This window comes from Pseudomonas sp. E45-MNA-CIBAN-0222, assembly GCF_040310405.1.
In the GTDB taxonomy this organism is placed as follows: domain Bacteria; phylum Pseudomonadota; class Gammaproteobacteria; order Pseudomonadales; family Pseudomonadaceae; genus Stutzerimonas; species Stutzerimonas stutzeri_AC.
The window spans coordinates 74033-88395 of sequence record NZ_JBEOPU010000015.1; the positions used below are offsets into that span (position 1 = coordinate 74033).

Annotated in this window: 14 protein-coding genes; 10 read left to right on the forward strand and 4 right to left on the reverse strand. The window is 64.4% G+C overall.

Annotated elements, in window-relative coordinates; genetic code table 11:
* The first annotated feature begins 41 nt into the window (after positions 1-41).
* Together AAEZ08_RS19720 and AAEZ08_RS19725 are read left to right on the forward strand one after the other, a co-directional pair.
* Positions 42-413, forward strand: a complete 372-nt coding sequence (locus AAEZ08_RS19720) for a hypothetical protein (RefSeq protein WP_427703575.1) — start codon at positions 42-44, stop codon at positions 411-413.
* A gap of 2 nt (positions 414-415) precedes the next feature.
* Complete coding sequence (locus AAEZ08_RS19725) at positions 416-601, forward strand: DUF1289 domain-containing protein (protein ID WP_003284381.1); 186 nt, start codon at positions 416-418, stop codon at positions 599-601.
* 112 nt (positions 602-713) lie between these two features.
* Here the strand turns inward: AAEZ08_RS19725 and AAEZ08_RS19730 are convergent, their stop codons facing one another.
* The 3 genes from AAEZ08_RS19730 to trpB all read right to left on the reverse strand — a co-directional run bounded on the left by AAEZ08_RS19730 (position 714) and on the right by trpB (position 3294).
* A complete protein-coding gene (locus tag AAEZ08_RS19730; protein WP_500124974.1) occupies positions 714-1043 on the reverse strand; it encodes a DHCW motif cupin fold protein in 330 nt (109 codons plus the stop codon).
* A gap of 221 nt (positions 1044-1264) precedes the next feature.
* Positions 1265-2086 carry a tryptophan synthase subunit alpha gene (gene trpA / locus AAEZ08_RS19735; RefSeq protein ID WP_500124975.1) on the reverse strand — a complete coding sequence of 274 codons (822 nt, stop codon included), beginning with the start codon at positions 2084-2086 and terminating at the stop codon, positions 1265-1267.
* Positions 2083-3294 carry a tryptophan synthase subunit beta gene (gene trpB / locus AAEZ08_RS19740; RefSeq protein WP_483031305.1) on the reverse strand — a complete coding sequence of 404 codons (1212 nt, stop codon included), beginning with the start codon at positions 3292-3294 and terminating at the stop codon, positions 2083-2085. Before trpB ends, trpA begins: the two co-directional genes overlap by 4 nt.
* Before the next feature lie 178 nt (positions 3295-3472).
* Here trpB and AAEZ08_RS19745 point away from each other — a divergent pair, with 178 nt between their 5' ends.
* The 3 genes from AAEZ08_RS19745 (at position 3473) to AAEZ08_RS19755 (ending at position 6770) form a co-directional block, all read left to right on the forward strand.
* Positions 3473-4375, forward strand: a complete 903-nt coding sequence (locus tag AAEZ08_RS19745; RefSeq protein ID WP_500124976.1) for a LysR family transcriptional regulator — start codon at positions 3473-3475, stop codon at positions 4373-4375.
* Between the two features lie 287 nt (positions 4376-4662).
* Positions 4663-6051, forward strand: a complete 1389-nt coding sequence (locus AAEZ08_RS19750; protein ID WP_500124977.1) for a S8 family peptidase — start codon at positions 4663-4665, stop codon at positions 6049-6051.
* A gap of 218 nt (positions 6052-6269) precedes the next feature.
* Positions 6270-6770, forward strand: coding sequence for a DUF3060 domain-containing protein (locus tag AAEZ08_RS19755; RefSeq protein WP_500124978.1), 501 nt, complete (start codon positions 6270-6272; stop codon positions 6768-6770).
* Positions 6771-6879: 109 nt separating this feature from the next.
* Here AAEZ08_RS19755 and galE read toward each other — a convergent pair whose 3' ends face one another.
* A complete protein-coding gene (gene galE, locus AAEZ08_RS19760) occupies positions 6880-7944 on the reverse strand; it encodes a UDP-glucose 4-epimerase GalE (RefSeq protein WP_500124979.1) in 1065 nt (354 codons plus the stop codon).
* Positions 7945-8366: 422 nt separating this feature from the next.
* On the opposite strand from galE, the gene AAEZ08_RS19765 reads away from it, so the two are divergent.
* The 5 genes from AAEZ08_RS19765 to AAEZ08_RS19785 all read left to right on the forward strand — a co-directional run bounded on the left by AAEZ08_RS19765 (position 8367) and on the right by AAEZ08_RS19785 (position 14022).
* Positions 8367-9551 (forward strand): glycosyltransferase family 1 protein, encoded by a 1185-nt coding sequence (locus AAEZ08_RS19765; protein ID WP_500124980.1) that lies wholly within the window; start codon positions 8367-8369, stop codon positions 9549-9551.
* A complete protein-coding gene (gene glf, locus AAEZ08_RS19770; protein WP_500124981.1) occupies positions 9539-10759 on the forward strand; it encodes a UDP-galactopyranose mutase in 1221 nt (406 codons plus the stop codon). Before AAEZ08_RS19765 ends, glf begins: the two co-directional genes overlap by 13 nt.
* Positions 10760-10853: 94 nt before the next feature.
* Positions 10854-12008 carry a glycoside hydrolase family 1 protein gene (locus AAEZ08_RS19775; RefSeq protein WP_058065402.1) on the forward strand — a complete coding sequence of 385 codons (1155 nt, stop codon included), beginning with the start codon at positions 10854-10856 and terminating at the stop codon, positions 12006-12008.
* Positions 12005-13810 (forward strand): ABC transporter ATP-binding protein, encoded by a 1806-nt coding sequence (locus AAEZ08_RS19780; RefSeq protein ID WP_500124982.1) that lies wholly within the window; start codon positions 12005-12007, stop codon positions 13808-13810. The genes AAEZ08_RS19775 and AAEZ08_RS19780 overlap by 4 nt, the downstream gene beginning before the upstream one ends.
* A complete protein-coding gene (locus AAEZ08_RS19785) occupies positions 13807-14022 on the forward strand; it encodes a KTSC domain-containing protein (RefSeq protein WP_500124983.1) in 216 nt (71 codons plus the stop codon). The genes AAEZ08_RS19780 and AAEZ08_RS19785 overlap by 4 nt, the downstream gene beginning before the upstream one ends.
* Positions 14023-14363 lie beyond the last annotated feature (341 nt).

Consider the following 14363-nt stretch of genomic DNA (forward strand, 5'->3'; position numbering starts at 1 on the left):
GTACCGTCCCATCGATCCGGGATCAATCAGCAGGCGACCCGATGCCCCTCAGCAAACGCGACCAGACCCGCATGGAGCGCCAACTTTCCAGCTGCCTGCGCGAGGCCTGCGAGGCGGCCAAGGCGGAGATCGTCGGATTCAGCTGGCTCACCCATGAGGTCGATTACACGCGCTTCCCCGAGAGCCTGCAGGTCACCTGGATATTCGCCACGGAGGCGCAGCGGGCTCAAGCGATTGAAGAAGGGCAGGCCGCACGCATGCAGGCGCTCACCCGAGCGGCGCTCGCGGAGGCGGGTATCGACATGGCTGCCCTGATTGCAGCGGTGCGCTTCGACAGCGAGGAAGCCTGCAAGCGCAACGATGGCGGTGACTGGCAACGTCGCCTGGCCCGCAACGCCACGACACGGCACTGACAATGGGCAAGGACGTCGAGAATCCGTGCATTTCCGTCTGCAAGCTCAGCGACGAGCTGTGTACCAGCTGCGGTCGCACCAAGGACGAGATCCGCAAATGGAAACGCATGAAGCGCCCGGACAAGAAGGCCACGGTAGAGCGCGCGGCGCAGCGGTTGAAGGCACTGAAAAAGAAGAAAAAGAAGTGATGGCTGAGCGATGGGACGCCTCCGCTGCCGATGGCGACGTGGGCATAGCCGCGCATCTGCATCGCAGGCGCTGATCCCGGGTCGTGCGCCTCAGGTTGCAGAGGCGACGCAATCAATCCACCACGAACAACTTTGCCCCCACTTCTGTAGATGAACGATGTGGCTCGGCGCCATCTGCGACCTGATAGCTCATACCCGGCGTAAGGATGAAGTGGCGACCATCAGGAAGCTCGGTGTGCAGTTCGCCTTCCAGGCACAGCAGGATATGGCCCTTGCTGCACCAATGGTCCGCCAGATAACCCGGGGTGTACTCGACCATGCGCACGCGGATGGGGCCGAACTGGCGGGTGCGCCAGTAAGCGCTGCCGGTGTCGCCGGCGTGTACGCTGGGTTCGATGGTGGCCCAGTCGGTGGTGCCAAAGGGGAGGTCGGTTATGTCCATGGGTGACTCCTGTCGGTAAGAAGTGGGTGATCTTTGGAAGGTCGTGGGAAAGGGGGCAGTGGGCTGAAGCCCACCCTACAAAGCCCAGAGCCGGTGCTTCCCGTAGGGTGGGCTTCAGCCCACCAGAAACGCCACTCTGAGGCAGCGTACGCCGGTACACGAACGAAAAAGCCGCTGCCCTCTCACAGGTGCAGCGGCTTTTCGGTTACGACAACCAGGCCTCAGCCGCGGGCGCCACGCACTCCGGCGCTGATCTCGCGACACAGGCCAAGCACGCCTTCCACCGCGTCTTCCGGGCTCTTGGCACTGGCGATCTGATCGATCAGTGCCGAGCCCACCACTACGCCTTCGGTCAGTCGTGCGATGGCGGCGGCCTGCTCCGGCGTGCGGATGCCGAAGCCGACGCACACCGGCAGGTCGGTGTGGCGCTTCAGACGCGCCACCGCTTCCTCCACGTGTTCCAAGGTGGCGGAACCGGCCCCGGTCACGCCGGCCACCGAGACGTAGTAGACGAAGCCCGAGCTGCCGTTGAGCACGGTGGGCAGGCGCTGGTCGTCGGTAGTCGGGGTGGTCAGGCGGATAAAGTCGATGCCGGCGTTCTGGGCCGGGTCGCAGAGCTCGTCGTTATGCTCCGGCGGCAGGTCGACGACGATCAGGCCGTCGACTCCGGCTTCTTTTGCATCGCTGACGAAGCGCTCGACGCCATACGCGAAGATCGGGTTGTAGTAGCCCATCAATACCAACGGGGTGCTGCTGTTGGTTTCGCGGAATTCGCGGACCATCTGCAGCGTTTTCGGCAGATTCTGCTTGGCCGCCAGGGCGCGGATGTTGGCCAGCTGGATCGCCGGGCCGTCGGCCATCGGGTCGGTGAACGGCATGCCCAGCTCGATGACGTCGGCGCCGGCATCCGGCAGGCCCTTGAGGATGGCCAGCGAGGTGGCGTAGTCCGGGTCACCGGCGGTCACGAAGGTCACCAGCGCGGCGCGGTTTTCCTGCTTCAGCTGTGCGAAGCGCGACTGCAAACGGGTGTTCACCGAGCTCATATGTGTTCTTCCTGTTCGTCGTAGTGGTGCATGACGGTTTGCATGTCCTTGTCGCCGCGGCCGGAGAGGTTGACCACCATCAGGTGATCCTTGGGCAGCTTCGCCGCGCGCTTGAAGGCTTCGGCCAGGGCGTGGGCCGATTCCAGCGCGGGGATGATGCCTTCCAGGCGGCAGCACTGGTGGAACGCGGCCAGGGCTTCGTCATCGGTGCAAGGTACGTATTCGACGCGCTTGATCTCATGCAACCAGGCGTGCTCCGGGCCTACGCCGGGGTAGTCGAGGCCGGCAGAGATGGAATGCGCATCGGTGATCTGGCCGTCGGCATCCTGCAAGAGGAAGGTGCGGTTGCCGTGCAGCACGCCCGGCGCACCGCCGGCCATGCTGGCAGCGTGCTTGCCTGTATCGATACCGTGACCGGCCGCTTCGACGCCGACGATCTGCACGCCCTCGTCATCGAGGAACGGGTGGAATAGGCCGATGGCGTTGGAACCGCCACCGATGCAGGCGACCAGCGAGTCGGGCAGGCGGCCTTCCTTCTGCATGATCTGCTCGCGTACTTCGTTGCCGATCACCGACTGGAAATCGCGCACCATGGCCGGGTAGGGGTGCGGGCCGGCGGCGGTGCCGATCAGGTAGAAGGTGTTGTGGACGTTGGTCACCCAGTCGCGCAGAGCTTCGTTCATCGCGTCCTTCAGCGTGCCGGTGCCGGCGGTGACCGGGATCACCTCGGCGCCCAGGAGCTTCATGCGGAAGACGTTGGCCTGCTGGCGCTCGATGTCGGTGGTGCCCATGTAGACCACGCACTGCATACCGAAGCGCGCGGCCACGGTAGCGGTAGCCACTCCGTGCATGCCGGCGCCGGTCTCGGCGATGATGCGCTGCTTGCCCATACGCTTGGCCAGCAGGATCTGGCCGATGCAGTTGTTGATCTTGTGCGCGCCGGTGTGGTTCAGGTCTTCGCGCTTGAGGTAGATCTTCGCCCCGCCGAACTGCTCGGTCAGGCGCTCGGCGTAGTACAGCGGGCTGGCGCGGCCGATGTAGTCGCGCTGGAAATAAGCCAGCTCCTCGAGAAAGGCCGGATCGCTCTTGGCCTTCTCGTACTCGGCAGCCAGCTGGTTGATCAGCGGCATCAGAGTTTCGGCGACGAACTGGCCGCCGAAGCGGCCGAACAGGCCGCGGTCGTCAGGACCGGTGCGGTATGAAGTCATGTGAGGCTCCTGTAACGGTTGCCGGGCCTGGGTGCTTGTCTTGAACGCGCGGCTGGCGCATTCGCGTTCAAGGCCGCTCCCGCAGGCGATCGGATGATGCGATGGATTCAGGGTACGGCTATGGGCGCCTGGTTAAAAGCGATAAGATCGCCACAATATGTCAGGAAAACTCACGCTTATGGCTCAGGGCCTCCCCCCTCTCAATGCTCTGCGTGCCTTCGAGTCGGCCGCCCGTCTGGGTAGCGTCAGCGAAGCGGCGCGCGAGCTGCATGTCACCCATGGGGCCGTCAGCCGGCAGGTCAAGCAGCTCGAGGAGCAGCTGGGCATCGGCCTCTTCGTCAAGGACGGTCGTGGCGTAAAACTCACGGATGCCGGGGTGCGCCTGCGTGATGCTGCCAGCGAGGCTTTCGAGCGTCTGCGCAGCACCTGTGCCGAGCTGAAGCGGCAGACCGCTGAAGCGCCGTTCGTCCTCGGTTGCCCCGGCAGCCTGCTGGCGCGCTGGTTCATTCCGCGGCTGGATCGGCTCAATCGTGATCTGCCCGAGCTGCGCCTGCAGCTGTCCGCCAGTGAAGGCGAGCTGGACCCGCGCAAACCGGGGCTGGATGCCACGCTGTGGTACGCCGAACCGCCTTGGCCGGCGGACATGCAGGTGTTCGAGCTGGCCGCCGAGCGCATCGGCCCGGTGCTCAGCCCCTACCATCCGCGCTGTACCGAACTGCGCAGCGCACCGCCTGCTGCGTTGCTCGACGAAGCGCTGCTGCATACCGCCTCGCGCCCGCAGGCCTGGCCGAGCTGGGCTCGCGGGCAGCAACTGGACCCCACGCAGCTGCGTCTCGGGCAGAGCTTCGAGCACCTGTATTTCCTCCTGGAAGCGGCACTGGCCGGGCTGGGTGTGGCCATCGCGCCGCAGCAGCTGGTCGCCGACGATCTGAAATCGGGGCGGCTGCTGGCGCCCTGGGGCTTCGTCGAAACCAGCGCCAGATTGGCGTTGTGGGTGCCGGCCAGGCGGGTGGATAGGCGGGCCGAGCGCCTGGCAGAGTGGTTGCGGGGCGAATTGCGCAGTGCGCAAAAGCCCGGGTAACGGCACCGGGGAGAGGCTTTGGCGGCGCCAGATCCGCGATCAAGGTCGCTCTCACAACAGCGAGACGACTCGGTGCGGGTCGTTTGCTGGTGGAGCGCGCCGGGCGAACGAGCATCACAAGCACAACCAATACCAGGTCCGCCCTGAAAAGCTAAGCGACGAATGGGCGCGCCGCTTGTCTGGCGCCACTAAAACGACATCACCCTTGCCGATACAGTCGCATTAACCAAAATACGGTTCGGCGCACTGCCGCAGGAACTGTCTGTAGTCGTTCGAGGAGAACAGTGATGGTCAGGAAACAACGTGCCGGTCTCGTCGTTGCGGTAGTGCTGACTTTCGCAGCTGAGCAGGTTTCGGCCAGTGCCCCCGCGGTTGAGGCTTCACTCAAAGCTGGTCGCCCCTTTGTCGAGGGCGAGCTGCTGGTGCAGTTCAAACCTGCTGCCTCTGAGGCGGCGAAGAACGCGGCATTGAGCAAGCAGGGCGCCAAAGCCGCTCAAAAGCTGCTCGACAAGGCGGCACGCAAAGACGCCAAGGGTGACTTGGTGCAGGCGCAGCTGGGCAAGGGCAAGAAGCTCGATGCCGCGTTGCTGGCCCGGCTGGCTGCCGACCCGGCGGTGGAGTTCGTCGAGCCCAACTGGATCTATCGCACCCAGCGGGCCAACCCCAACGATCCGGGGCTCGGTAGCCTCTGGGGCATGCAGGGCGCCACCACATCGCCTGCAGCACCGTACGGCAGTGGCGCGCTGGCCGTCTGGAACGCCGGCGCAGCCTGTTCGAGTCAGATCCACGTAGGCATCATCGACGAGGGCGTGATGACCACCCATGCCGATCTGCGCGCCAATATCTGGATCAATCCGGGCGAAGGCAGCCGCGCCGACCGCAAGGACAACGACCGCAACGGTTTTATCGATGACATCCACGGCTGGGATTTCAGCGCCAACGATGCCAGCGTCTACGACGGCCCGGCCGATGACCATGGCACCCATGTCGCCGGCACAGTGGCTGCTGTGGCCAACAATGGAGCCGGAGTATTTGGCGTCTGCCAGAGCGCCAAACTCATTACCGCGAAATTTCTTGGTGCCAATGGCGGCACCACCGCCGGTGCGGTGAAGGCGGTCAACTACCTGACCCAGCTGAAGCTGGCGAAGAAGATCAATCTGGTTGCGACCAACAATTCCTGGGGCGGCGGTGGTTATTCCCAGGCGCTGTACGACGCCATCCGTGCCGCCGGCAATGCCAACATCCTGTTCGTCGCTGCGGCGGGCAACAGCGGCCTCGACATTGATGCGACACCGAGCTACCCGGCAAGCTATCAGCTGCCGAACGTGATCGCCGTCGCCGCGATCGGTCAGAACGGGCAACGAGCAGGCTTCTCCAACTACGGGGCGAAGAGTGTGCACATCGCCGCACCGGGCGTCGATATCGTTTCCACGGTGCCGACTGCCAAGGGCGCGGCCGGTTATGCCTACATGAGCGGCACCTCCATGGCGGCGCCGCATGTCACCGGCGCGGCAGCGCTGTATGCCTCGCTCAACCCCTGTGCCACGGCCGCGCAGACCCGTGAGGCACTGCTGCGCCTGGCCGTGCAGGACCCACAGCTGACCGGCGTGGTGCAGCTCAACCGCCGGTTGGATGCGTCGAAGATCCGCCGTGAACTGGCCTGTGGTACGCCTTGATATCGCTGCTGTTACTCGGGCGTCCGACTTGGTTTGGTGCCGAGCGCAGCGACCCGCAGCTGGCAAAGCGTTAGCGCAGAGACGCTGGGTCCTTCACGGTGCCCCAGCACCGGCTGAACTCGGCTGAAGCCATCGAGTCCTACGCCGCACGGCAACGGAGCGGTTAAAGGTATGCCAAACCTTCCGATGCCTTCTTCCGCCTCGAAAGGACTTTGCGAATGAACTCTCGCGCTTCTGTTGTGATGCTTGTGGCTGGCCTGCTGCTGGCGAATGCCGCTGTTGCTCAACCAATCGAACTGGATGGCATCAAGCTGTCGCGGGACGTGCCCTGTCTCGGCAAGGACGTGAATATCTCCGGCAGCGCCAACAACATCACCCTGACCGGCGACTGCGGTGTGGTGCAGGTCTATGGCACGGACCATGAGGTCAGCCTGGCAACGGCCTCGGCGCTGGAGGTATCCGGCATCGGTAACAGCGTGACGGCCAAGTCTGTCGGCCGGCTGTTGGTGGATACCAACCAGAACGACATCCGCACCAAGGTTATCGGGGATGGACAGACGGCGATTGTCGAGGTGTCAGGGGCCGAGCATGAGTTGGATCTGGTATTTGACGGTCCCGCACAACTCACCTTGGACGGAATCGACAATAAGCTGGAGTGGAGCGGGGACGAGCCGGCGATGTCGTTATCCGGCGTTGGGAATCAGATCGACAGGCAGTAATGGAGCGCCAATGCCCACTTCACGCCTGCCCTGGCTGTGAGGTGGTCACTATCGGCGAGTCGATCTATCCACGTGATAGGCCGGACTCGCCTGCGCGGGTAGTCGTTCCTCAGCTCGCCAGCGCAGTCTGCTGGGCAATAGGTGCAGCTGCCGCGACTTTTTCCACCGAGTAACCGTGTGGGTTGCGGCTCTGCCAGCGCCAGGCATCGGCGAGCATGGTGGTCAGGTCTTTCTCGGCGTGCCAGCCAAGTTCCAGCTCTGCCTTGGTCGGGTCCGACCAGCACTGGGCAATGTCGCCGCTGCGGCGCGGCTTGATTACGTGAGCCAGGGGGCGCCCAGTGACTTCCTCGAAGGCGGTGATCATTTCGCGCACCGAATGCCCTTTTCCAGTGCCGAGGTTCCACGTGGAAACACCGTGAATCAGTTGCAGCCGTTCCAGCGCTTTCAGGTGTCCTTTGGCCAGATCGACCACGTGGATGTAGTCACGAACACCCGTGCCGTCCGGTGTCGGGTAGTCGTTTCCGTACACGCTTAGCTGCTTTCGACGACCGACCGCCACCTGCAGCATGTAGGGCAGCAAATTGTTCGGCACGCCGTTGGGATCTTCGCCGATCAGTCCGGATTCATGTGCGCCAATGGGGTTGAAGTAGCGCAGCAAGCCGATCGACCAGCGCGGATCGGAAGCGGCCAGACCCTTGAGCACATTTTCGGCCATCAGCTTCGACTGGCCGTAGGGATTGGTCGGCACGCCAGTAGGGCGGTCCTCGGTGATTGGCATCACCGGTGACTCGCCGTAGACGGTCGCTGACGAACTGAATACCAGCTTGAATACACCGGCTTCGGCCATCGCCTGGCATAGCGCAATGCTGCCGCCGACGTTGGTTTCGTAATAGCGCAGCGGCTCACGCACGCTTTCCCCAACGGCCTTCAGGCCGGCGAAGTGCATGACCGCGCCGATCGGATAGGCAGCGAACAACGCCTTGAGCAGCGAGCGGTTGCGCACGTCGCCTTTAACGAAGTGCAGCGGCTGCCCGGCCAGATGCTCGACTCGGTCCAGGGCCAGCTTCGAGCTGTTGCACAGGTTGTCCAGTACCAGCACTTCGTGGCCGGCCTGGAGCAGTTCGAGTACCGCGTGTGAGCCTATGTATCCAGCTCCTCCTGTCACCAGAATCATCTGTCTACCTCCGAATTCGCTGTCTTTTCGACACGCTCGGGACACTGCGGCTGGCCATGGCTGGCGCTGCATGAGTCTCCGTAATTGGGATCGGCGAAACGGAACGGGACGGCGACCACAAGCTGCGCGCGGGGGGTTCCGATGCCGGTTTAAATCAGGCGTCCTGCAGATAGGGACGGGGGGAGGTCCGAGCGAGTTCAATCCACCCGCTGGCCGGTCGACGGGCTGCGCAATCGGATGATTGGCGGGAACCCGCACCGCCGATTGCCGTCCACTACCGGCAGGTGGCGCGGGTAGCAGGACGTTGCAACGGCTCGCAACCACCCCGAGATGACACGCCTTACGCAGGGCAGCGCTGGCATCGAAGTGGCAACGTGAGCGAGCAGGAACGCTTGGGCACAGCTACCGAAATGAGGTGCTAAATGAGTTGGGCCGGCCCGTTCCAATACGACATCGGTAAATCCCGCAACGCGCAGCAGGCGCCGGCCGAGGTTGTCTTCGACGATCAGGTCCCAACCCTGCTATGCCTCTCGCACCTGCGCTGGAGCTTTGTCTACCAGCGCCCGCAGCATCTGATGTCGCGCTTTGCCCGCGACTACAACGTGCTCTTCCACGAAGAACCCATTCCCACCGAGGATGCCCAGCCGTGGCTGGAAGTGCGCCCCGAAGAGAACGGCGTGCAGGTGCTGATTCCGCGCCTGCCGGCCGGCTGCGAGGGCGAGGACGCGACCCGCGTGCAACGCCAGTTGCTCGACGGCTACCTGGAAAAGCTCGGCGTCAGCGACCTGCTGCTCTGGTACTACACGCCGATGAGCCTGGCCTTCTCCGGCCATCTGGCGCCGAACCTGATCGTCTATGACTGCATGGACGAGCTATCGGCGTTCCGCGGCGCGCCGCCGCAGCTGGTCGAGCGCGAGGTTGAGCTGATGTGCCGGGCCAATCTGGTCTTCACTGGCGGCTACAGCCTCTATGAAGCCAAGCGCCAGCGTCACGACAATGCCCACCCGTTCCCCAGCAGTGTCGATGTCGAGCACTTCGCCGCCGCGCGCCGACAGCAGCACGACCCGGACGACCAGGCGGAGATTCCCCATCCGCGTCTCGGGTTCTACGGGGTGATCGACGAGCGCCTCGATCTCGAGCTGATCGAGCAGGTCGCGCGGATGAAGCCGGATTGGCAGATCGTGCTGATCGGTCCGGTGGTCAAGATCGACCCAGCCGAGCTGCCGCAGCGCGACAACATCCACTACCTCGGCGGCAAGACCTACGACGAGCTGCCGCAGTACCTGTCCGGCTGGGACGTGGCGATCATGCCATTCGCATTGAACGAGTCCACCCGCTTCATCAGCCCGACCAAGACCCCCGAATACCTCGCCGGCGGTTGCCCGGTGGTGTCCACGCCGATCACCGATGTGGTGCGCACCTACGGTGATACCGGCATCGTGCGCATCGCCGACAGCGCCGAGGCGTTCGTCGCCGCCACCGAAGCTGCGCTGGCCGATGCCGAGGACCGCGACGCGCTGTTGGCCAAGGCCGACGAGATCCTAGGCGACATGTCCTGGGATCACACCTGGAGCCTGATGAAGGAGAAGATGCAATGCGCAATATGAGCCCGCAGGACAGCAACCCGGAACGTCTCGGCGCAGGCTCTGGCGACCAGCCACAGGCGCGCAGGCGCGGCTTCGACTACCTCATCGTCGGTGCCGGTTTTGCCGGCAGCGTTCTCGCCGAGCGCCTCGCTACTGGGCTGAACAAGCGTGTGCTGGTGGTCGACCGCCGCCCGCACATCGGCGGCAACGCCTACGATCAGTACGACGAAGCCGGCGTGCTGATTCACCGCTACGGCCCGCACATCTTCCACACCAACGCCCAGCGCATCGTCGACTACCTTTCGCAGTTCACCGAGTGGCGCCCCTACGAGCATCGCGTGCTCGCACAGGTGGATGGGCAGGAAGTACCGATCCCGATCAACATGACCACGCTGAACAGGCTCTACGGTCTGAACATGACCACCGAAGAGGAAGCGGCAGATTTTCTCGCCAGCCGTGCCGAGCCGGTGGAGAACATCCAGACCAGCGAAGACGTGGTGATCAACGGCATCGGCCGCGAGCTTTACCAGAAGTTCTTCCGCGGCTACACCCGCAAGCAGTGGGGGCTGGATCCGTCGCAGCTGGACAAGTCGGTGACCTCGCGCATTCCGACGCGCACCAATACCGACGACCGCTACTTCACCGATACCTTCCAGCAAATGCCCAAATACGGCTACACCAAGATGTTCGAGAAGATGCTCGCGCATCCGAACATCAAGGTGATGATCAATACCGACTACCGGGAAATTCGCGATGAGGTGCAATTCGACCATCTGATCTTCTGCGGCCCGATCGACGAATACTTCGACTACCGCTTCGGCAAGCTGCCGTATCGCTCGCTGAAGTTCGAGCACAAGCAGCTCGACCAGGAACAGTTCCAGGCCGTGGGTACGGTCAACTACCCCAGCGAGGACGTGCCCTATACGCGCATCAGCGAGTACAAGCACCTCACCGGACAGGTTCACCCGAAAACCAGCGTCACCTACGAGTACCCCGCGGCCGAGGGCGATCCCTACTACCCGATCCCGCGTCCCGAGAACGCCGAGCTGTACAAGCGCTATCAGCAGCTGGCGGACGAGACGCCCGGCGTGACCTTCGTCGGCCGTCTGGGCACCTACAAGTACTACAACATGGATCAGGTGGTCGGGCAGGCGCTGGCGCTGTACAAGCGCATCGAGGAAGCCGAGCTGGCAACGCAGCCGCAAGCGGTGCCCGAGCAACTCGGCTGAAGCCGGACGGTCGTTATGCATGAGCCTGTCGCCGCGGCAGGCCAGTGCCGCTCGGCTGCCGCCTGGCCGTAGCGAGTCATCCATGAGGTAAACGATGCACCACCCCAGTCTGTTCAAGAGTTTCTTCCTTGGTGGTTTCGAGTGTTCGAACCACCGGCGCAGCGACGGCCGCCGTCTCGATCTGATTGCCGCGACGGGGCACGACCGCTGGGCGGCCCACGACTACGCCGAGCTGCACCGCTACGGCCTGCACAGCGTGCGCGACGGTCTGCGCTGGCACCTGATCGAGCGCCAGCCGGGGCAATACGACTGGTCGAGCTTTCTGCCCATGCTGCAGGCGGCGCAGCGCCAGGGCACCCAGGTGATCTGGGATCTGTGTCATTACGGCTGGCCGGACGACATCGACATCTGGCGGCCGCAGTTCGTCGAGCGCTTCGCCCGCTATGCCGCGGCGGCCGCGCAGCTGATCAAGGACGAGACCGGTGAGGTGCCGTTCTATGCGCCGCTCAATGAAATCTCCTTCTGGGCCTGGGCCGGCGGTGACGAGGCCTATTTCAATCCCATGGCCCGCGGCCGTGGCTTCGAACTCAAGCACCAGCTGGTGCGCGCCACCATTGCCGCGATGCAGGCGATCCGTGCGGTCGAGCCACGGGCGCGTTTCGTTCAGGTCGACCCGGCGATCCATGTGGTCGCGGGCAACGACCGGCCCGGGCCGCAGCGCGACGCCGAGCGGTTCCGCCAATCGCAGTTCGAGGCCTGGGACATGCTCTGCGGCGAGCAATGGCCGGGCCTCGGCGGTGCCCCGGAGTACCTCGACGTGCTGGGCATCAATTACTACTCGAACAACCAGTGGTACCACGGCGACGGCCGTACCATCGAACGGGGCAGCCCGGATTACCGGCCCTTCAAGGGCATCCTGCGGGAGATCCATCAGCGCTATGGGCGACCCTTGTTGATCGCCGAAACCGGGGCCGAGGGCGACGTGCGCGGCGACTGGCTGCGCTATGTCAGCGAGCAGGCGGGCCTGGCCATGCAGGCCGGGGTGCCGGTGGAAGGCATCTGCCTGTATCCGGTGCTCGACTATCCGGGCTGGACCGACGAGCGCCACTGCCCGGTCGGACTGCTCGGCTTCCCTGACGAAAACGGCAAGCGCTGCGTGCATGAGGGCCTGGCCGATGAGCTGCGGCTGCAGCAGATGCGTTTCAGCCAGTCCAGCCCGGCCCCGCAGTTCGCCGAAGCCACGCCATGAACCAGGCGACCGGGATACCGCAGGCGCAGGCGGACGAGCTGCCGTTGCCGAGCCGCCCGGTCGCCTTTCTCTGGCATTACATCTGCGCCCGGCCCTGGCATTTCGGTGGGCTGCTGGCGCTGATCATCGGTGCCGCCAGCTGCGCGGTGGCGGTGCAGTACGGCATGAAATTGCTGGTCGACGCCATGGCTCAGGGCACGGCGGATCGCGGCTCGGCCAATGTCTGGTGGCCGCTGGGGCTGTTCATTGGCCTGATCGTCACCGAGAACGTGTTCTGGCGCCTGGGCGGCTGGCTCGGCTGCCGCACCGTGGTGGCCAGCGTGGTGGATATCCGCGTCGACCTGTTCAAGCACCTGACCGGCCACCCGATGCGTTATTTCACCGAGCATTTCGCCGGCTCGCTGGGCAATCGCATCTCTGCCGTTGGCCAGGCGGCTGGCGCCATCTACGGCGGGCTGGCCTGGAAGATCGTGCCGCCGATCGTCGACTTTCTTGGCGCCGTGGTGGTGTTGCTCACGGTGGACGTGCGCATGGCCGTGGCGCTGATCATCTTCGTCGCCATCGTCGCCGTTTTGATCACCGGGTTCGGTATTCGTGGTCGCTATAAGCATCAGCGCTTCGCCGCGCAATCGGCACGGGTCGGCGGCGAGCTGGTGGATGCAGTCTCCAACGTCTGGACCATCAAGGCCTTCTCCGCCCGTGACCGCGAGGCCGAGCGCCTGGCCCACGAGATCGGCTTCGAGGCCCGCGCCCAGCGGCGCAGCTGGATGTACTTGGAAAAGGCCCGGGTGATGCACGACATCTGCCTGTCGGTGATGGCCGGCGGCATGCTGATCTGGGCGATCCAGCTGTGGGTAGGTGGCGAGGTCACGGCCGGCGACGTGGTGCTGGTCAGCGCACTGACCTTTCGCATCCTGCATGGCTCGCGGGACTTGGCGCTGGCGCTGGTGGACGCCACGCAGCAGATCGGTGCCATCGACGACACCCTGCGCATCATCGTCCAGCCCCACGGTCTCGATGACACCGACAACCAGCTGATGCTGGCCGAAGGCGATATCACCTTCGAACGCATCAGCTTCAGCTACCCGGACCGCGGCGCCGTGTTCGAGGGCTTGGACCTGCACATTCCGGCTGGGCAGAAGGTTGGTGTGGTGGGCTCGTCCGGCGCCGGCAAGTCGACCCTGATCAACCTCATCCAGCGCCTCGACGACGTGCAGGACGGGCACATTCTCATCGACGACCAGGATATCCGCGGCGTCAGCCAGGACAGCCTGCGGGAGAAGATCGCCGTGGTCCCGCAGGAAACCGCGCTGTTCAACCGCAGCATCCGCGAGAACATCCGCTACGGCCGCCCGGACGCCAGCGATGAAGAGGTGGTCGAGGCGGCGCGTAGTGCCTTCTGCGACGGCTTCATCCGCGAGTTGCCGCAGGGTTACGACACCCTGGTCGGCGAGCGCGGGGTGATGCTCTCCGGCGGTCAACGCCAGCGCCTGGGTATCGCCCGCGCATTCCTCAAGGACGCGCCGATCCTGATCCTCGACGAGGCGACCTCGGCGCTGGATACTCAGTCCGAAGGCGAGATCCAGGCGGCGCTGAACAACCTGGTGCACAACCGCACCGTGGTCGCGGTGGCCCATCGGCTATCCACGCTGGCGAGCTTCGATCGCATCATCGTGCTGCGCGACGGCCGCATCGTCGAAGACGGCCCGCCGCAGGAGCTGCGCCGCCGCGGCGGTGAGTTCGACGCGCTGTGGCGCATGCAGGCCGAAGGCTTCGCTCAGGAACCCGGGCCGGCGGTATGAAGCGTGCAGCGGTGTCTTCGCGCAGCCTGCGCTCGCTCGGCTACGACCCCGGGCAGCAGGTGCTGGAAGTGGAGTTCAGCAGCGGCGCGCTGTACCGCTACGAAGAGGTCCCGCCCGAAGCGGTGCAGGCGTTGCTCGAAGCCGATTCACTAGGTCGGCATTTCAACCAAGTATTCAAGCCGCAGCACTACGCGTATCGGCGCATCGAGTGACCGGAGGGTGGGCTTCAGCCTACCAATGAGCAGTTGCCGGTGGGCTAAAGCCCACCCTACGAAGTGCGTGCAGAGCACCGCCCAGTTCACTCTACGAGCCCGAGCAGAGTGCCGCGCAGTTGACCTTGATGGTTGGTGAGCTGCACCAGCGCTATCGATGCATCAGGTGTGAGTGTGAGCGTTAGGGTGGGCTTTAGCCCACCAACGGGGCCATGGTTACCGGCGGGCTGAAGCCCACCCTACGAAGTGCGTGCAGAGCGCCGTCCAGTTCACTCTACGAGCCCGAGCAGAGTGCCGCGCAGTTGACCTTGATGGTTGGTGAGCTGCACCAGCGCTATCGA